Here is a 19518-nt window from a genome sequence, read left to right on the forward strand (position 1 = left end):
ATATCCTTCCTCCAACATATGCATGTAACGGAGACGATCATAATAACTATGCTTTCGTCTTTTCTTTTTGTTTGATTCCATAAATAAACCCCAAAAGTTTTGAGTCTAACTTTTGGGGTTCATATCAAGGATGAGTCCCCTTTTTACTGCTCTTTAGTGACTGCTTTTGCTTATTTTTGGCACACAATAAAGTCTCCACAACAATTCATAATGCGATCTTTTAAGTGTTTGATCATATTTTCCGACCCAATGCTCTAAAGACATTTTGAATTAAAAAGACATTTCTATTTGGAACAAATGTACAATCTATATCATCTTTCGGTATCAGAACTAATCTTAGGATCTTACCTAATGGTCATCAATCTGCTATCCTTTTGGCTTTTCTTCATAGACAAAAGAAGAGCCATCAAAAGAAGGTGGAGAATCAAAGAATCCACACTTCTTATGATGGCTGTCTTAGGTGGCTCCATTGGAGCACTTACAGGTATGTATATATTTAGGCACAAGACACTGCACAAAAAGTTTAGATACGGGATTCCACTTATTATGCTGTTGCAGATTGCAGCTGCCTTGTATTTTAGAGTTTACCGAGTTTACTAAATCAAAGTAACTCTATTCATTGTGATCACTACTTTCCAATCCTATAATTTAGACCAATACTTACCAATTCATTTATTTGCAAGTACCTTCCCCAATTGGTACTCGGATTGGTTGTATCATCATATCTCAAATAGAAATAGAATCTTGTTGAAAGGTATTTCGTCAAAGCACAATTGATGGTATTCTCCCACTCTACCCTTGCATCATGATAGGAAGTGGTATAATACAATCGCGATATATAGCTCAAATTCATATTAAAGTCCCAACGCATCTCTGCTTTGAAACTTGAAATAAATTGATACAGATAATTCTTATCATCTTTAAATCCGTGACGAGCGAGATCTATATTCTTACGAGCACTCCACTTCATATTGTACGCAAAGGGAGCTATATTGAGCGACAATTTAAGTTTGCGACCATAAACCTTTTCACTTTTTTTTGCCAGTTCATATTTCATACCAAGACCAAAGTCGAGTGTAATAGGAGAGAAAAGAGCTGCCTGCAAATCATGCGAATTCTCTTTGTTTGCATTAAACAGCTGCGTCCTAACTTCAGCATCGGCCGAATAATACCAATTGGAATAAGCTTTATAACCATAGTTGGTATGAAATCTCAGCAAGTCATCTGCCACTCTATACTTTCTTACGGTATCTCCTTGAGAATTATATACACTAAGTTTATATTCCAACTCATTAAACCACTTTACTTTTTCTCTATTGTACTCAAAAGTAAAATAGTTTCTACTAAAGAGATTTAAGTTGCTGGATCCTCCTTTATACCAGTTGGAAGAGACATAATTTTGAGAAAATTGCAACGTACTTTCATAGACTGTACTCCAATATCTTCGCTTATTGAAAGCATCTTCCATATTTGAAAGAGGATTATCGGCCTTGTCTGTATTAGCATACTCTTCTTCACTAAAAAGTTTGACCTTCTCCGGTTCAACCTGTTTGATTTCGTACTTATAATTATCAAGATAAGATTTGGTGTATGCAAAATCCCACATATTATTTTTAAACATATCATTCAAGATCCTATCTTGTATCTCCATCTGATCAAGTCCGATGGGTTGATTGTGGAAAAAATCTTCTGACGAATGGTTTGTTGCAAAATTCAAATGAGTGGGAAGTTGTGGTTTCTCGAGTTTCTTATCCATTGGAAAAACGACAAGGGGAAGCTTCAAGCGTTCTGTAAAAAGACGAGTAGCTACAGTACGAGCACTCGGATTTGGCCATCCACCATTCAAATAATAATTCAATTTTTCTTTGATGGGATCGGCTACTTTGTGCTTTTTCAATGCATTATGTACCGAATCTGAATGAATCCTATCATTTACCGAATCCGAATCAATAATTGGCACATAATACGAACTGTTGATAACAGAGGTGTCGGCCAAAGTAATTATATCGACAACCTGTCCATTCATATGGATATAACTTGCCAAAGACATAATTAGCACACAGAACAATATGTATATTTCTCGTTTCATAAATCAATTATTTTAGACAAAGGTAAGAAACACTTTAAGATGCTCCTTTGAAGCTATTGCAAAACATAAAGATAGATTCTATCAATAAACTATTTGGAGGTTAATAAGCGTTTCTTAATCAACTCAACAAACTGATAGTTCTTTTTTCCCCACTTCGGAGCCAATATCATATCCTTAGGAGAGGATGAAACAAATCGCTCAACTACAATATCCGGGCGAAGTTGACGAAGAAAATCTACACAAAGATCGACGTATTCATCTTCAGTAAACAAATGATAGCGATCGGGATGAAGCACAAAATCCCGTGCCATCAAAGTCCCCTTAATAATCTGCAACTGGTGAAGTTTTAACGTTGAAATAGGTAAATCGTTTAAACGCTGTGCATGACTGAGCATATCTTCTCTTGATTCTCCAGGAAGACCAAGGATCAGATGAGCTCCACACAGCAACCCCGAATCATGTGTACGCAAAATAGTTTCTTTGCTACATTCAAACGTATGCCCTCGCTGTACGAGTTCAAGTGTTCGATCAATTGTAGACTCAACACCATATTCTATTAAGACAAAATACTCTTTAGAAAGCTGACTGAGAAAAGACAAAAGACTATCCGGCATACAATCCGGCCTGGTCCCAATGACAAGACCAACAACACCGGGGTAAGACAATGCTTCTAAGTACATCTCTTTGAGTTTTTCGACCTCGCCATAAGTGGATGTATAAGCCTGGAAGTAGGCCAGATATTCCATAGACGGATACTTATGAGAGAAAAAACTAATCCCCTCTTGCAATTGCTCTGTCACAGACTTATGAGACAAAGCATAAGCCGGACTAAAACTCTTGTTGTTGCAATACGTACATCCACCTCGTCCTAAGCTTCCATCTCGTGTGGGGCAGTTGTGAATCAAGTCCAAAGATATCTTTTGCACCTTCTTACCCGGAAAATACTCTGACATAAAAGATGCAAAGTCTCTATAAAGCATATTCTCTTTCATAAGGACAAAGATAAGTTGATTAGCTTTTTATTCACACTGTATCAATAAAAACTATTACATTATAGATGATATGAAAAGGTTATTTAATAAACTATATATACCTTTGGAGTAGTTGATAGATGCATGGGAGGAGATGCTTACACCTACCATCTTCTAAGATAATTATTATGTAAGCAATAACATTGTTTATCACTAAAAATAAGATAGAATTATGACACACAAACTAATCACACTGCCGTATGCCAATGATGCACTTGCTCCTGTAATCTCAAAAGAAACAGTAGAGTTTCATCACGGTAAGCACCTACAAACCTATGTAGACAATCTCAATAAGCTAATTGCCGGCACAGAATATGAGAATATGCCGGTAGAAGAAATTGTTGCTAAGGCTGAAGGCGGTATTTTCAATAATGCCGGACAGATTGTAAACCACAATCTTTATTTCCTTCAGTTCTGCCCACAAAGCCAAGCAAAGGCAAAGCCTGAAGGCAAATTGCTCAAAGCGATTGAAGATGCTTTCGGCAGCTTTGAGAAGTTTAAGGAAGAAATGACTAACGCAGCTGTTACTCTATTCGGTTCAGGATGGGCATGGCTTGCTGCCGACAAAAACGGCAAATTGGTTATCACCAAAGAGGCTAATGGTAGCAACCCTCTCAAAAATGGCATGAAGCCAATCCTTGGTTTTGATGTTTGGGAACACGCTTACTATCTTGACTTCCAAAATAGAAGAGCTGCTCAGATTGGAGAGCTTTGGTCAATCATCAACTGGGATGAAGTGGCTAAGAGATACTAATTGTTTTCTTAAAGCAAGATGATAACTTGAGGTGAAAAACATTGATTTTTCACTCGCAATAAAAGGGCTGTGCCAAAATCATTTGGTGCAGCCCTTACTATTTTTAGGCTATTATTTGACCCAATTTGATGCTCTATGAAGCAAAAACAAGATGATGTATTTCCACTAAACCACATATAATTAGATAAATAATGTAAATATATCAAGGTCTATTTTCGAATAAAAACAGCCCATTTTTGACCTTAAAGGAGGGTATTTTCCCTATAATAACAGACAGAAGGAGAATATATAGGAGCCGTAATATATTAAATTATGTAAACAGAGTTTTTAATTTATCATTCGCCCACTTAAAAATTGCTTTTAGGCCGCCTTTTTTGGAAGGTCGCGCGACTTGCAATCCATTCTCGCGCTACATTGAACCTAAACTCGCGCGAGGTTGCACCTGAAGTAGCGCGACTTCGCATGTCAAGGTCGCGCGAGATCAGATCGAAAGTCGCGCGAGAATAGATTGCTTCTCGCGCGAGCTTATTTGTTAAAATAGCGCATAAAAAAGCCCGTTTCGTACTAATAAAACGGGCAAAGTGCGTACAGGGTCAGATTCCCCTAACCCCAATAGGTGTGAAAATCGATATAAATAGGAGTTGCTTGAGCCCCTTTTGGAGCATCATGGGCAGTAATAATATTTAACAAATAAACCTCTTTCATTACGAACTTCACAGCTCCTTGACAAAAAGTATTTTTGGGATTGTATTTGATGTTTGAAAGGGCACAGATTTGTTCCATCTCGATAAGACATACCTCACCCCTTCGAAGGAGTATTCCTCCAAGCGTAATAGAAATCAAAAGTATGGTTAGTAGTATGCTTATCTCCATGGAATTTATACTTTACGAATAGCTAAGATACTCAAAAGTAATTACTTTAGCAACGACTCTCCAGATAGACCAGGTTGAAAATACAGATAAGACAATCCTTTGTTTATCACATTTTGATTTATACCTTGAAGCAATGAAAATTCTTTTCGGTTCATTCATAATGAGCGTTTATTGAACATCTCAACAAAGAGCTTTCAAATCCGTGAGGTTTGTTTGTCCAAAATACATAAATTTGTGTTCTATGAAAATATTAGCTGTAGCCAAAAATTATATAAAGCATATAGATGAAATGTCCCAAAAGTTGGACACTTCAAAAGATGTTCCAACATCTCCCATATTTTTTCTCAAAGGAGATGCCGTACATCGTGATGGGTTTCCTTTTTTCTATCCTGATCTTAGTAATGAGATTGAGTACGAAACTGAGATTGTCGTCAAAATTGATCGAATAGGGAAATATATTGACGAAAAATTTGCTCATCGCTATTATAGCGAAATAACGGTTGGACTTGATCTAACGGCCAGAGACCTTCAAAGAGAAGCAAAAGCAAAGGGTCTTCCATGGATGACTTCCAAAGCATTCGAAGACTCTGCCATTGTAGGGAAATGGTTTCCTAAAGAGATGTTTTTGGACGTCAATAATATTGATTTTCACCTAAACATTGACGGTAAAGTGGTACAAAAGGGGAATACTAAGGATATGATCTTTAGTATTGACCGACTGATAGCCGAGGCCAGTCGAATCTTTCCGCTCAGAATGGGAGACCTCATATATTGTGGCACTCCTTCCGGCGTGGGTCCGATCAAGATAGGTCAACAAATCGAAGGTTATATCGCAAACAATAAAGCGTTCACCTTTAGCGTTAAGTAAATAACGCCAATTAATATTGACATAAAATGAGATATCTAAGATATTTACCTCTTCTATTTGCCTTATGCATCTTCAACATAAAGGGACAATCTTTTCCTAAGGCTTCTTCTGAAGGCTTTCCAAGACAAAAAGAATCTTCAGTAATGAAGAGCGGCAAATGGGTTAAGATAAAACTTAAACCTACGGGAGGACTATATAAGATTACCTTTGACGAGCTCAAAAAAATCGGATTTGACAATCCTCAATCCGTAGGTGTATATGGATATGGAGGGGCATTATTACCCGAAAATCTAAATCGCTTTAGAGCTACCGACATTCCACAGGTACCTGTTTTACAAGAAAACAACACATTGTATTTCTATGCACCCGGTCTTATAACTTGGTATTACAACAGCGATAAAGACATTTTCTCCCATACCACAAATATCTATTCCAACGATGTTTATATGCTTCTATCGGATGCAGAAGCACCTCTAATGATGAAGCAAATTGCCTCAAAAGCTTCTTCCACGACACAGGCTGTAAGCAGGGCTGTCGTTGTTCACGAAAAAGACAATGTATCACTTGCATATTCCGGGAGGCAGCTGTTTGGAGAGCCTTTGACATACCAAACAAATTATACTTTCGATGAGAAAGTTCCGCAGGGGGCATACGAGGTAAATAAAGTATGCCTCAGATATGTTGCAAGAAGAGAGAAGACAGGGCAAAATGTCAGTTTACAGCTAAATGTCAACGGACAAAAAGCAATCCAATACAATCAAACTCCACATGGGGGGGAGATCTTTGGAAACTACATCAAAGGCTACGATTTGATCAGCTACAATTCACCGGGCATTAAAGTCAGCCCCGGGCAACTTCAGATTGGTCTAAATTATTCTCAAAAGGGACTGATAAGCTATCTGGATTATTATGAGCTTAATGTTCTATGCAATACAACCTACACTCCCGGCAACCAACTAACCCTCTTCTATAGTCCACAAGACATGAATGGGCATGGTGATGCTGTCAAATACATGGTCAAAAATGCAGACAAAAATCTCAAAGTAATCAAGGTTTCTGTTGTTGGAGAGCCGCAACTATGCCCAACACAATCTGATGGAAGCTTTACGGATGATGCTCCGGGAAATCATGGAGCCATTTATCTTGCAGCAAAACTTTCGGATGCTTATACACCCGACATAGTTGGAGAGATCAGCAACCAAGATCTAAAAGGATTTGAAAATCCAGATCTACTTATCATATCTACAAATGCTCTTCTTCCTGAAGCTAAACGACTAGCAAAATATCATGAAGAAGCTGACGGGATGAAGGTACTCGTAACGACTCAAAGTGAAGTGTTTAATGAGTATACCGGTGGAGTTGCAGATGCCACAGCTTACAGAATCTTTGCAAAGACATTTTACGACAGATGGAAATCCAATAACTCCGACAATCAGGCTATCTGCCCTATTCAACTGCTTCTTTTTGGCGATGGTGCTTATGACAATAGGAAACTCACCAATGAGTGGAAGCAGCCTGCAGTGAGAGATATTGAGTTTCTTCTTACTTACCAAAGTTGCAATTCACTTGATGTCTATACATATATTGCAGACTCTTACTTTGGAGCTCTGGACGAAAAGCAATCAGCAAGACAAATAGGAGCACAAGACTATCAAATTGGAATAGGAAGAATGCCTGTTCGCACCCTTGATCAAGCAAGAGCTTGCGTTACAAAAACAATATCTTACGCAGAAGACAGACAACCGGGTCCATGGAAAAACAGAGCTGTTTTTATGGCAGACAATGGTGATGGATTTAGCCACTTCACACAAAGTGGAAGTATTGCAAACGCCTTGCAGAAGCTATGCCCATCGATGATCATCGAAAGGCTTCCAATGGATATGTTCGAAAGAATTAATGTCAATGGACAAACAACCGTACCGGTAGCAAAACAAAAGCTTCACGATGCACTCAACAAGGGAATACTCCTACTTAATTATAATGGACATGGTGGTCCACAAGGTTGGGGTGATGAGCAAATCATTACCATGAACTCCGTTAAGTCTATGAATTACAAGAACCTTCCAATTTGGATTACTGCGACTTGTGATTTTGCCAACTTTGACAACTTTGCCACCTCTGCAGGAGAAGAGGCCTTCTTGAATAAAAAAGGTGGAGCAGCTGTCTTATATACAACCACCAGAGTGGTGATGGACATCCCCAACAGAGATCTCAATGAGTCAATGATGAAACAGATGTTTGGCAAAGTATCCAATGGCAAAACAAGATTCTTGGGCACCATTCTATCAGAAGCAAAAAACAATCTCTCATCCAGTTATAGTGGTAGAGACACAATCAACAGCTTAAGTTTCACCCTACTTGGAGATCCGGCGATAAGAATCAAACTTCCAACTCGCAATGTGGTACTCAAAAGTATCAATGGTCAAAGCTGTCCGGCAAGTGAAGGGAAGCTAATTCCCCTTCAAGCGCTTCAAAATGTCCAATTAGAGGGAGTGATTACAGACCATGATGGCAATGAAGACCATTCTTTTAGTGGACAGCTTTTCATCACTGTGTATGATAGTAGACAAACGATGGAGACAATCCCTATCTATGACTCCGATGGCAATCCTATAGTCAGAAGTTTTGAAGACTATCCCAGTATTATCTATGCTGGTATTGTTGATGTCAAGGAGGGTAAATTTACAACCGAATTCATTGTTCCCAAGGATTTGATTTACAATGGTACAGAAGGTAGAATTTCGCTCTTTGCATACGACTCAAAACAAAAGATAGAGGCTGTGGGACAAAGCAAAGACTTCACCATTGTTCATGGTACGGCCGAGGAGGACAAAGATGTACCTCCTCCCACAATTGAAAGCATGTACTTTGGGGATGAAAACTTCAAACAAGGAGGGGTCGTTAATGAAACGCCACTCTTTGTAGCTAATCTTTTCGACAAATATGGTATTAGCTATTCCGGACTGGGGACAGGTCACAGCATAACCTTATCCATTGATAATAAAGCAGGCATGACCTATAATTTGAATGATTATTACACTCCTTCTAAAACAGAAGCCGGCAAAGGAAAAGTAGCAGTAGTATTGCCCAAACTCCCGGAAGGAGACCATATAGCCACATTTACGGTTTGGAATATTTACAACAAAGAAGAGACCCAATCGATAGACTTTAGGGTTGTATCAGACTGCAAACCTTCTGTTGAGGTTAAATCTATCAATCCAAACCCTGTCAGGGATAGCCATGTTACGTTCAAACTTCTGACCAACCAACCGGGCACTAACCTGGATTGCTACGTTGAGCTTTACGACTTCACCGGAAGAGTTGTTCTTAGAAGCCCGAAAGAGCTTGTCAAAGCAGAGGCAGACTCTGAAGCAAGCCTCAATGTAGAAGTTGATCCGGCAATCCCCGATGGTCTATATGTATACAGAATATTCTTAGGAAACGATACAAACAAGATGGCTACAACTCAAGGTAAACTTATTATTCAACGACAATAAAAAGCCTTTTTAGTACGTTTGTAGGACATTATCACAGAAATCAGATAAACAAATCAAAATGAATACAAAGAAAGCTAAGACAATCTTGATAATAGCAGCATCTATGTTGCTGTTGAACGGAAAAGCGAAAGCCCAAAAGCTAAGGGTAGTTTCTACAGCAGTTCCTTCTCTTCAGATTTCACCAGATGCCAGAGCAGCCGGCTTGGGAGACCAAGGAACCTCAACCACTCCGGACCCTTACTCTCAATTTTGGAATCTTGCCAAATACTCATTTATGGGAAGCAAAGCCGGTTTTGGATTGTCTTATACTCCATGGTTATCCAAATTGGTCAATGACATTGCACTAATTCAAGCATCCGGATATTATCAAATAGGGAGTGACAATAATCAGGCAATTAGTGCTTCAGTAAGATATTTCACCATGGGCAAATTGACCATGTTCGATAATATGGGCCAGTCTATGGGTGAAGCTCACCCCAATGAGTTTGCCATTGATCTGGGATATTCTCGACAACTATCCGAAAACTTCTCTATGGGTGTAGCTCTGCGTTATATCCACTCGGATAAGAGTTCGTATGACGGGGACAGCAAAGGAAATGCATTTGCAGCAGACGTAGCCGGCTTCCTCAATAAATATGTAATGCTTGGAGACGCCGAAAGCTTATGGACCTTTGGTTTTAATATCAAGAATATAGGTACCAAGATATCATTTGGAGACAACTCGAGAAGCAGTTTTATCCCCACATCTCTAAACATTGGTACCGGGCTCCTCTACCCTATTGACGAATACAATGCTATTTCATTCAATGTTGAGGCATCCAAACTCTTAGTCCCTACCCCTCCGTTCAAAGAGGATTACGAATCGGACGAAGAGTATCAAAAAGAAATTGATAAGTACGAAAACACCAGTTCTATATCCGGTATTTTCAAAAGTTTTGGTGATGCCAAAGGTGGATTCTCCGAAGAGTTTAAGGAAATCAATTGGGCTTTGGGTGCTGAATATAGCTATGACAATAGATTCTTCTTAAGAGCCGGATATCACTATCAAAGTCCGGAAAAGTGTAATCTTTCATACTTCACTTGTGGTGCCGGATTCAAAATGAATGTATTTCGCGTGGATGCTTCATATTTGATCTCTACTGTTCAAAACAACCCTCTTGATCAAACGTTAAGATTTACTCTGGCTTTTGATATGGACGGTATCGCTAATCTATTTAAGTAATACATATATTTCGAGAAGATATAATGTCTAAACATTTTTCTGAATGCCCCTTTCGAATTGGATACGGATATGACGTACACCAATTAGAAGAGGGGCTTCCTCTTTGGTTGGGAGGAATCAAAATAACTCATACCCACGGATTAAAAGGACATAGTGATGCTGATGTTGCCATTCATGCACTATGTGATGCAATCCTCGGTGCTTGTGCTCTCGGTGATATAGGGAAGCATTTTCCCCCTTCGGACGAAAAATATAAAGGGATAGATAGTAAGATTCTTCTTAAAGAGGTGATTATGATGATCCACCAAGAAGGCTACAAGATTGGAAATGCCGACCTTACCATTGCAGCTGAGAAGCCCAAACTGCTCCCCCATATTGATAATATGAGAGAGTGCCTCAGCAATATTATGGATTGTTTGATCGATCAAATTTCAATCAAAGCTACAACGACCGAAAAACTTGGTTTTACGGGAAGAGAAGAGGGCATCTCGGCTTCTGCAATAGTCTTAATCTACAAAGCAAATGAAGACTAATCCCTCCACAACTCCGACACTATCGATTCTTATTCCGGTCTTTCGATACAACTGCAGACAACTTGTCGAAACTTTATCAAAAGAGGCTCGGGAACTAAATATACCTTACGAGATTATACTGGGAGATGATTGCTCAGGCAAAGACTGGAAAGAGATATATGATAAGTGGACTAAGGAGATTGCAAACCTATTGATATACCATTCCCATGAAAATTTGGGTGCCGGCAAAATGAGAAACAGACTCGTAGAACAGGCCAAGTGGGACACGATCTTACTACTTGACTCTGATGTCTTGCCTCAGTCCGACTCCTTTATCAAAGATTACCTCTCTTCCCTTGAGCCTAACGCAGTCGTCTGTGGCGGATTTGTATATAATCCCAATGATGTCACTCCTGACAGATTGCTAAGATATGAGTATGGTATCAGAATAGAATCTCAAAGTGCTCAAGAGAGAGCCAAAGATCCTTACAAGTCATTCATTGCCATGTCTATGCTGACGACAAGACAGGTGTTTGATGTCGTTTGCTACCCACCCGAAATGGGAATGGGATACGAAGATGCAAGGTTTGGTCATATCTTAAAATTGGCAGAAGTCCCCATCATACACATAGACAATCCGGTCATACATCAACTAAAAGAGACAAGTGAGCAATTTTTAGCCACAACGCGCAGGTACGTAGACAACCTTTATCGTCATAGAGTGACACTAAAATCCAGTGAGATAAAACTTCTCGACACTTTTAATAAGATGAAGAGGATGAGAATAACTCCAATCTTAAGAGTAGGATGGAAGCTATTTCACAGTTCCATGGAGAGACATCTATGTGGAAGGAAACCTTCTATGACGGTTTTTTCAGCATATAAATTGTTGTACATTAGTAGCCTACATCGTGTAGAAAAACCTACTATTACACAAAATAAACAAACATGAACAGGCGAAAACCTATCCTATCTCTTTTTAGCTGCATAGTAGTGATACTATCTCTATCCGGTTATTTATCTTCATGCGACACAGAGGATCGTTATACATCTAATCCAAAAGAAAATTTTGATGCTCTTTGGAGCGAGTTGGACAAAGGGTACTGCTACTTTGATATCAAGCTGCCCAAAGATTCGACATGGAGAGATATGTATGACAAATATGTAGATAGTCTGCGTCCAAAGATGTCTACAGACTCTCTTTTTAGAGTCATGACCATGCTAATCAGAGAACTCAAAGATGGGCATGTCAACCTGATCACTCCGTTTAACAATGGAAGATATTGGAACTGGAAAGACGATTATCCAAGAAATCTAAACATTTATGTCAGAGATAAATACCTTGGGCATGACTATTCAATTGCAGCAGGATTCAAATACAAAAAGATAAAGTATAACAATCATGCCAAAGACAGCATAGCTCTTGTTGTTTACAATAGTTTCTCATCTCCTATAGGAGAGGGGAATATCAATGGTATGCTTAGTAGATTGATAGATTGCAAGGCTATTATATTGGACATTAGAGATAATGGAGGCGGCAACATGAATTATGCAGACAAGCTTGCTTCACACTTCATCAACAAAAAAACACTGGTTGGATATATCAGTCATAAGACAGGACCTAAACACGATCAATTTTCAAAACCCTACCCCATGTACATCAACCCTGTGGAAAAGGGAGTAAGATGGCTTAGACCGGTAGTCTTACTAACTGATAGAGGTGTTTTTTCTGCTGCCAACGACTTTGCCATGAGGATGAAAGACCTTCCTCTGGTTACCATAATTGGTGATCATACAGGAGGAGGAGCAGGACTGCCTATGTCTACAGAATTACCTAATGGATGGGGAGTAAGATACTCCTCATCAAGGTCATTTGATGCTAAAATGAGAGATGTTGAGTTTGGAATTGCACCACATTACACGGTCATGCTAAATAAAGAGGATGAACAAAAGGATATTGATAATGTAATAGAAGAGGCAATATCCTACATCAATAATAAATACGAAGAGCTCAAACGGACAGGATTTTGGTTTAAATAAGAAGTGTGATTGATCTAAATTAGACTCACACAATCATTTGTAAAGAACAATCGCTATCAAAGAGTAAGTCTCAATGATAGCGATTGCTTTATTTGGAAAGGGCTGTCATTAGGAAAGGGCTTCTCACACTTTCATATCTTGTCAGCCACTTTGTTTTCTTTGCATTTGTATCAGTACCAATCGTTACCGTACTTAGGTGCACTAGTTTCCTGCCACTTAAGATCTTGTAGCAAGCTACTCTTGACTGATATCATGATATTGTAAGATTTATAGAAGCCAATAGGGATAAATCCGGCTGTAATTGCCCAACAGTGCATATCTCTCGTGATTCCAAACTGCAAGTTTGTAATCTTCTTAAGATCGAAGTTATAGTTACCATTCATATTGATACTCCAATTCTTTGTCGGATTGATACTGCTGTTAAAACTCAGATTGTGGGTCAGTTTATAGTTAAATCGCTCCTTATCAAAATTAAAGTCACTTCTTCCATAGTTTACAGAATAGTTGAAAGTAAGGCTCCATCTAAACTGATTCTTAAGATATCCATCGGCATCATAATCACCGGTATCTTTGTCCTTATTTCCCAATAGATCTCCTAAGCTTTTGCTCTCAGATTTATCGGTAGATTCGTCTTCTGTATCCGTATCTTCATCAGACTCTGTTTTTTGATTCTTTTTCTTTCCTTTTGACTTATCCTTCTTACCAAACCATTCAGAAAACTTATCATTGCTAAAGGTATAGCTAAAGGAGGTTCCGGTAGAGATCAAAGATCCAATGCCCTTACCGGCAAAAAGCATAAGTTTGTTTGACTTATAGTATCCTTTGTTTCCATCGGCACCTTTATAGGTCTTATAAACATATGGGTCAAAAGTTCCACTTAGCGACAGGTTGAAGTTGCCGGGCAATTTCAATCTAAGAGAGGCATTGATATTGCTAAACTTCAATGAATCGGCCGCAGCATTATAGGATTGGCTCCAAGTAAAGTCATCTATAATACTAATCTTTTTGAATCCCGTCGAATCTTGATCACTTCTCACCTTTGCCTCTATATTGTTAGAAAAAGAATAACTGATATTGGCCTGCTTACCCATTCCGGGATAACCAATCCGTTGATTCTGGAAAGGAGAATATTTTTCATGATGGATATTTCCATCTTTGTCCTTATAAGTAATCTCTTTATAAGCTTTGAAGAATGGATCCGAAAAGTCCGGTGAATATGAAAACGAAACGGAGGGAGAGACTCTGTGTCTAATTACAGAAACCTTATCTCCAAACAAGAATTTCCAAGGTTTATAAAAGCCATACAATGTCGTAGATAAGCTCATCGCCGTACTAAAATCCCACGTTCTATAAAAGCCATAGCTTGTATCCACAACCTCAATTCTATTGGTACTTGGATTATATGCTCTATTTTCCTTCTTAGAATACCATCGCTCATTATAATTGATCGACGGCGTCACATTGAGATAATTAAACAATGTAAAGGTTGCATCAATAGGTATTCTATGGGTCATTCCGTTGTCCCAATCTTTGAGCAAACTGGACTTAAAGAGCTTATTTTCCTTAGTTGTAATTGTATTGGTAAGTTGTCCATTGTAAGATAGTCTGATCTTTTCATACCATCTCTCGGCACCAACTCGTTTTTTTCTCTTAAACGGATAAATGGAATTCATTGCGATATTCATATCCGGCAATGTCACGGCAATTGTATTGTCACTGGTACGTTGAGTGATATTAAAGGAGGTAGAAATACTCCAAGGGGTACCTGCAAATGTATGTCTATAGTTGATGTTCGAACTCTTCGTATTTTGCGCATAAGACTGCCCCGGACCAAAGATGCCATTAATAGAGTTTCTATCATAAGTACTGGTGGAGAAATTTACCCCGGCCGAGAAGTTACTATTAGGATTTGCCTTGGGATCTTGAGTATGAGTCCAATTGATATGGAAGTCTTTGGCTTTGGAATAAACATCCTTCTCGAAGGTATAACCGTTAACCGTAACCAAATAACCGGCATCAATACTTCCACTAAACTTATAGCGTTTGCGATATTGACTTTGTGTATTTAATGCCCATGATCCCTTTGAATAGATATCTCCGGTTACAGTCAAATCAATATAATCATTGAATGCAAAGTAATAACCACCGTTTCTCAAATAGAAACCTCTTTGACTTTCCTCTCCATAGCTGGGAGGAATAATACCGGACGAGTTTTTATTGGTAAATGGGAAAAAGCCAAATGGCAAACCCAACAGATAGATTGGGACATCTGCGATGACAAGATAAGCCGGTCCCGCAACAATATTCTTATTTGGACGAACTTTTGCCTTGGTAAGAGCAATATAGAAGTGTGGATGCTCAACATGATCACATGTAGTGTACTTACCATCACACATATACATGATATTATCAGGCATCTTCTTTGTGGCTGCTGCCGTGACGTATCCTTCGCCCTGCTGAGTAACAACTCCCTCGATATACCCTTTCTGAGTATCGAAGTTATAGTTCATTGTTTTTGCCTGGTATTCTGTACCTCCATCTTTAAATGTGGGGAAATTTTCAGGATCACCGTTCTGATCAACCGTATACCTGGCATAAACAAGAGAACTATCCATGTCCATCTTCATAAAGTTGGCCCCCATCTCCTTGTCCTGGTACACCACTTTACTTGGACCATAAAAAAAGGCCTCTTTATTCTTTATCAGCACCATCGAATCTTGAGCGGAATAATCTATAATCTCCTTAAATTGAGGATCTTCGATCATTCTTGGCCCTAAAGTCTTGGATGAATCCTTACGAACAATAGAGGTACTGTCACTTAAGTTTTTTATCGATTTGTCAGAAGTCGAGTCGACCGTATTGATAACTGCAGTATCAACTTTTGAAAGGATGGAAGAAGAGTCTTGTGATTCTATTTTGGGAGGAAGATTATCTTTTAATGCATTGTTATTCTTTAGTTTGCGATTGACACAAGCTGTTAGGATTAGAGAGCAAACAAGGGTGAGCATAATCAATGCCCCCAACTTTGTTATCCTTGATCCAAATAATGTATGCACAGTCAATCTCAAATTAATCTTAATCACTAATCTACCTGCCAGCACAAGTCATCCCATGCGGACTAGCAAAGGTAATCTCTTTTATCGAAGGATAAGCATTATAACCTTATTTCCTTCTAAACTTTCTTCTGATACGTCTTTTGATAAAGCCCAGACCAAAAGACAATAAGTAAGGAGAAGACCAAGTCAACCCTTGCTGTAAAAGCGAAACAAACTTATTAGTTTTTGGGGGATAATTGCAAGCATCCTCATTCTCTTTTCGATTGTTCCGTAAACTATTTGAGAAGATTTTTGCAATTATATTGTCCGGGAACCGACTGTCAATGCCATCAGCAACAATATTACCCAAATTGTCATTGATGTATTGCACCCCTCTACTAATCTCTTTGGAAGCCAACTGACGCCTTTTGATTGCTTCTTCCTTTCGTCTTAGAAGTTCTTGATAAGTATAATTCATTTCTTCTCCTCCTCTTTGGGTTTATTCTCAATAGATATTACCTTCGAATCGTTGATATCGTGGATAGAACTTCTAATCTGTTCGATCCCGTTTAGAATGATATTGGCAAAGAAATTGCCAAGTTTGTCCTTCTTTCCTCTAAGCAAAAACAATATAACCACAAGTAATACAGCCAAACATGCAGCCATAATAAAGAAACCGGCATATGTAGGCAAAGCAAACCACTCTGATATTGCAAATGAAAAGCCTATACCCAAAAACAAAAGTATACTGACAACGAATAGGATAATAACAACTAACCGAGTAGTGGTAAGATTAAATTTGACCAAAAGATCTCCCAAACTGTACAATGCGCTATCGACATAGGAAGAGACATATCGTTTAATACTATCTAAGTATTTGGGTTTATATGTTTTATTGTCATTCATAAGTGTATATTTTTTACCTCCTTCAATAAGGATAGTTGTACATAAGAATATTAAAAAGAATAGATTCAGTCCGGATTGATCTAATTGAATCAATTCCACCCAATCACATCAAAAACAACTTCTTGAAGTTGCAATATAGGACATTTCAAGATAACCCTTCTTATAATATGATAGGGACTGTCTTCCGAAGTAAGACAGCCCCTATGTAGTGCAATTCTATTATCTATGAGCACAGAGGACTAATTAAGCATCTATGTCTTCATCCGGATCAGCATCTTCTATCTTAGAGATGAGATCTTCTGTACTGCGAGTAAGTTTGTTTTTGTATTTAATATAACGCTCTTTGGCATCATAATAACCTTCAACAATGCCATCTTTCATCTTCTCAGCTGTATACGAAACACCTTCAACAAAATGTTCGCGTTTCTCCTGATCCATGAAATATGCAATTGCTGCTCCGGCAGCCGCACCTATGATTAGTCCAAGGGTAAATTTACCACCATTTCTATTTGCCATACAAATCCTCCAAATTATAATTAAACATTTATATTTCTCATTTTGAAAGCGCTGACATCCTCAGCATATTCTATAGCCACAATACTCATCAGAGCTATATAGCGTAAAGATAATGCAACTTTTTGAAAATGTAGCATCAAATAATAAAAAATATTCCTTTACCTATTTGATAATCAATAATGTTAGGAACAACCTTCTGCACAGTTCAAACTTATATGTTTCACCTTCAAACAGCTCCCATTTTGAGACTTAATAACAAAACTACTGAAGCAATTACTTTTAGAAATGCCACTTATCACTTGTTTTAGACTTTTTGCCGGAGCCGCCCTTATTTGAATTGACTGAGTTCTGCTGAATCTTAGATGGACCTCCTTGAGGAGCATACTTCAATGCTTCAGGCATATATTTTTGCAGTTCAGCAATCCTATGAGCATCACTGGGGTGAGTACTTAACAACTCATTTTGATTTCCGCCAGACTTGGCACTCATCTTTTTCCAAAAATTGATGGCTGCATTAGGATTATATCCTGCCATAGTCATAAAAACCAAGCCCATCTTATCGGCTTCATATTCTTGCTTTCTTCCATAAGGCAAAGCAACAAACAATTGCGTTCCCAATCCATAAGCTTGACCTATTACCTGTTGAAGAGCAGCATTTTTATTAGAGACAGCAACACCAAGTACTTGACCACCAAGCTGTCTTAGCACCTCCTGGCTAAGTCTCTCATTCGAATGTTTTGCCACGGCATGACTAACTTCATGACCAATGACACAAGCCAATTCGTCATCCGAATTAACAAGTTTCAGAAGTCCTGTATACACTACAATCTTACCGCCCGGCATACAGAAAGCATTGATCTGATTACTCTCGATTGTGTTAAACTCCCACTGCATTTGATTAGCCATCGAAGCCATATTATTCTTTCTAAGGAAGGCATCAGTAGCAGCCGCAACTTTCCTCCCCACACGATCAACCATCGCATTATATGTTGTGTTGCGCGAACGAGGAGCTTGATTGACAAAACTCCGGTATTGAGCCAAGCTGCTCTGCATGATTTCTGTATCGGGAACCAAGCTTAATTGCCTTCTTCCGGTTATTGGCACAACGCTACAGGAGGTAAGAAAGAGACCGCCTAAAGCCAAAGAGACTAATATTCTACCTATTTTATTCATATACAATTACTTATTTCTAAATAACAACTATAAGATGTGAAGTCTAAACTCAGAGCCTATTTTGATTTTATTGCTTAGAAAATATCTGAGCTTAAGAGGTTCAACCTTCTCTCAACAGACAAAAGTAATATTTTGAATTATAACTATGACTTACATAAAACCATAAATATATTCACAAAATATATTCACAGGATAGATCGAAGTATATGGATAAACTGGCCACTTTTGCAATAAATACATTTGCACCTTTTCTTTAAAAATTGCATTTAATTAGATAAATAATGTAAAACATATACATCCGCTGTACATCATAAAAACAAGCCATTTTTAACCTCAAAAAGTAGTCATTTCCCTTCAAAGAGCTAAATAAGACCAATTAATTAGCATCGTTATTTGTTAAATTATATATACAGCATTCTTAATCTACCATTTCGCTCACTTAAAAATAGCTTTCAGGCCGCCTTTTTTGGAAGATCGCGCGACTTGCAATCTATCCTCGCGCTACTTTGAAAGTGAACTCGCGCGAGGTTGCATTTGAAGTAGCGCGACTTCGCATGTCAAGGTCGCGCGACAACGGATCGAAAGTCGCGCGAGATTAGATTGCTTCTCGCGCGAGCTTATTTGTTAAAATAGCGCATAAAGAAAGCCTATTTCGTACTATAAAACGGACAAAGTAGCGAAGAAGGTCAGGTGATCCTAACCCTCGAATTTATAATTTTGAAGTTGGATTAGTGCTGTTTTGGTAGCTTTTTGAGCACCATTTGAGATAACATTATTTAACAAATAAAGCCCTCTTAAGACGAGCTTCACAGCCAATCGTGAAGAAGCATTATTGAGATCATAATTGATGCTTAACGAGTCATCGATATGTTCCTTGTTGATAAGATATATCTTACCCCCTTGGAGGAATAATCCGCCAAGCGAAATGACTATCAAAAGTATGGTAAGTAATATGCTTATCTCCATGGTTTGTATTATTAATCAATGACTAAGGTACTAAAA

General features: G+C 38.4%; 17 protein-coding genes. 8 read left to right on the forward strand and 9 right to left on the reverse strand.

The window, feature by feature from the left end; translation table 11 throughout:
• The first annotated feature begins 297 nt into the window (after nucleotides 1-297).
• Nucleotides 298-600 (forward strand): DUF1294 domain-containing protein, encoded by a 303-nt coding sequence (locus ACFO3G_RS09135; protein WP_380080215.1) that lies wholly within the window; start codon nucleotides 298-300, stop codon nucleotides 598-600.
• Nucleotides 601-628: 28 nt separating this feature from the next.
• Here the strand turns inward: ACFO3G_RS09135 and ACFO3G_RS09140 are convergent, their stop codons facing one another.
• Together ACFO3G_RS09140 and mnmL are read right to left on the reverse strand one after the other, a co-directional pair.
• Nucleotides 629-2089 (reverse strand): DUF3078 domain-containing protein, encoded by a 1461-nt coding sequence (locus ACFO3G_RS09140; protein ID WP_380080131.1) that lies wholly within the window; start codon nucleotides 2087-2089, stop codon nucleotides 629-631.
• An 89-nt stretch (nucleotides 2090-2178) separates the two neighbouring features.
• The gene (gene mnmL, locus ACFO3G_RS09145) at nucleotides 2179-3081 is read right to left on the reverse strand and encodes a tRNA modification radical SAM protein MnmL/YtqA (protein ID WP_380080133.1); all 903 of its coding nucleotides are present in this window, start codon (nucleotides 3079-3081) and stop codon (nucleotides 2179-2181) included.
• A gap of 211 nt (nucleotides 3082-3292) precedes the next feature.
• Between mnmL and ACFO3G_RS09150 the strand changes: the two genes are divergently transcribed.
• Nucleotides 3293-3874: a superoxide dismutase gene (locus ACFO3G_RS09150; RefSeq protein WP_380080135.1), complete on the forward strand. Its 582-nt coding sequence runs from the start codon at nucleotides 3293-3295 to the stop codon at nucleotides 3872-3874.
• Nucleotides 3875-4477: 603 nt separating this feature from the next.
• Here the strand turns inward: ACFO3G_RS09150 and ACFO3G_RS09155 are convergent.
• Complete coding sequence (locus tag ACFO3G_RS09155; RefSeq protein WP_380080137.1) at nucleotides 4478-4747, reverse strand: hypothetical protein; 270 nt, start codon at nucleotides 4745-4747, stop codon at nucleotides 4478-4480.
• A 241-nt stretch (nucleotides 4748-4988) separates the two neighbouring features.
• Between ACFO3G_RS09155 and ACFO3G_RS09160 the strand changes: the two genes are divergently transcribed.
• The 6 genes from ACFO3G_RS09160 to ACFO3G_RS09185 are packed head-to-tail and all read left to right on the forward strand — an operon-like array spanning nucleotide 4989 to nucleotide 12886.
• Nucleotides 4989-5615 (forward strand): fumarylacetoacetate hydrolase family protein, encoded by a 627-nt coding sequence (locus ACFO3G_RS09160; RefSeq protein WP_380080139.1) that lies wholly within the window; start codon nucleotides 4989-4991, stop codon nucleotides 5613-5615.
• Between the two features lie 26 nt (nucleotides 5616-5641).
• A complete protein-coding gene (porU, locus tag ACFO3G_RS09165; protein ID WP_380080141.1) occupies nucleotides 5642-9112 on the forward strand; it encodes a type IX secretion system sortase PorU in 3471 nt (1156 codons plus the stop codon).
• A 58-nt stretch (nucleotides 9113-9170) separates the two neighbouring features.
• Complete coding sequence (gene porV / locus ACFO3G_RS09170) at nucleotides 9171-10334, forward strand: type IX secretion system outer membrane channel protein PorV (RefSeq protein ID WP_380080143.1); 1164 nt, start codon at nucleotides 9171-9173, stop codon at nucleotides 10332-10334.
• Nucleotides 10335-10357: 23 nt separating this feature from the next.
• Nucleotides 10358-10867, forward strand: coding sequence for a 2-C-methyl-D-erythritol 2,4-cyclodiphosphate synthase (gene ispF / locus ACFO3G_RS09175; protein WP_380080145.1), 510 nt, complete (start codon nucleotides 10358-10360; stop codon nucleotides 10865-10867).
• Nucleotides 10857-11798, forward strand: coding sequence for a glycosyltransferase family 2 protein (locus tag ACFO3G_RS09180; protein ID WP_380080147.1), 942 nt, complete (start codon nucleotides 10857-10859; stop codon nucleotides 11796-11798). Before ispF ends, ACFO3G_RS09180 begins: the two co-directional genes overlap by 11 nt.
• Nucleotides 11795-12886, forward strand: coding sequence for a S41 family peptidase (locus tag ACFO3G_RS09185; protein WP_380080149.1), 1092 nt, complete (start codon nucleotides 11795-11797; stop codon nucleotides 12884-12886). The genes ACFO3G_RS09180 and ACFO3G_RS09185 overlap by 4 nt, the downstream gene beginning before the upstream one ends.
• Before the next feature lie 170 nt (nucleotides 12887-13056).
• Here the strand turns inward: ACFO3G_RS09185 and ACFO3G_RS09190 are convergent, their stop codons facing one another.
• The 6 genes from ACFO3G_RS09190 to ACFO3G_RS09215 form a co-directional block, all read right to left on the reverse strand.
• A complete protein-coding gene (locus ACFO3G_RS09190) occupies nucleotides 13057-15969 on the reverse strand; it encodes a putative LPS assembly protein LptD (RefSeq protein WP_380080151.1) in 2913 nt (970 codons plus the stop codon).
• A gap of 79 nt (nucleotides 15970-16048) precedes the next feature.
• Entirely contained in the window at nucleotides 16049-16399 is a 351-nt protein-coding gene (locus ACFO3G_RS09195; protein WP_380080153.1) for a hypothetical protein, read from the reverse strand.
• On the reverse strand, nucleotides 16396-16827 hold the full coding sequence (locus ACFO3G_RS09200; RefSeq protein WP_380080155.1) for a hypothetical protein: 432 nt from the start codon (nucleotides 16825-16827) through the stop codon (nucleotides 16396-16398). Before ACFO3G_RS09200 ends, ACFO3G_RS09195 begins: the two co-directional genes overlap by 4 nt.
• Before the next feature lie 243 nt (nucleotides 16828-17070).
• Nucleotides 17071-17343 carry a YtxH domain-containing protein gene (locus ACFO3G_RS09205; RefSeq protein WP_380080157.1) on the reverse strand — a complete coding sequence of 91 codons (273 nt, stop codon included), beginning with the start codon at nucleotides 17341-17343 and terminating at the stop codon, nucleotides 17071-17073.
• Nucleotides 17344-17622: 279 nt separating this feature from the next.
• A complete protein-coding gene (locus ACFO3G_RS09210; protein ID WP_380080159.1) occupies nucleotides 17623-18516 on the reverse strand; it encodes a M48 family metallopeptidase in 894 nt (297 codons plus the stop codon).
• Between the two features lie 696 nt (nucleotides 18517-19212).
• Nucleotides 19213-19482 (reverse strand): hypothetical protein, encoded by a 270-nt coding sequence (locus tag ACFO3G_RS09215; RefSeq protein ID WP_380080161.1) that lies wholly within the window; start codon nucleotides 19480-19482, stop codon nucleotides 19213-19215.
• Between the last annotated feature and the right edge of the window lie 36 nt (nucleotides 19483-19518).

The sequence above is a fragment of the Falsiporphyromonas endometrii genome (assembly GCF_042654485.1).
In the GTDB taxonomy this organism is placed as follows: Bacteria; Bacteroidota; Bacteroidia; order Bacteroidales; family Porphyromonadaceae; genus Porphyromonas; species Porphyromonas endometrii.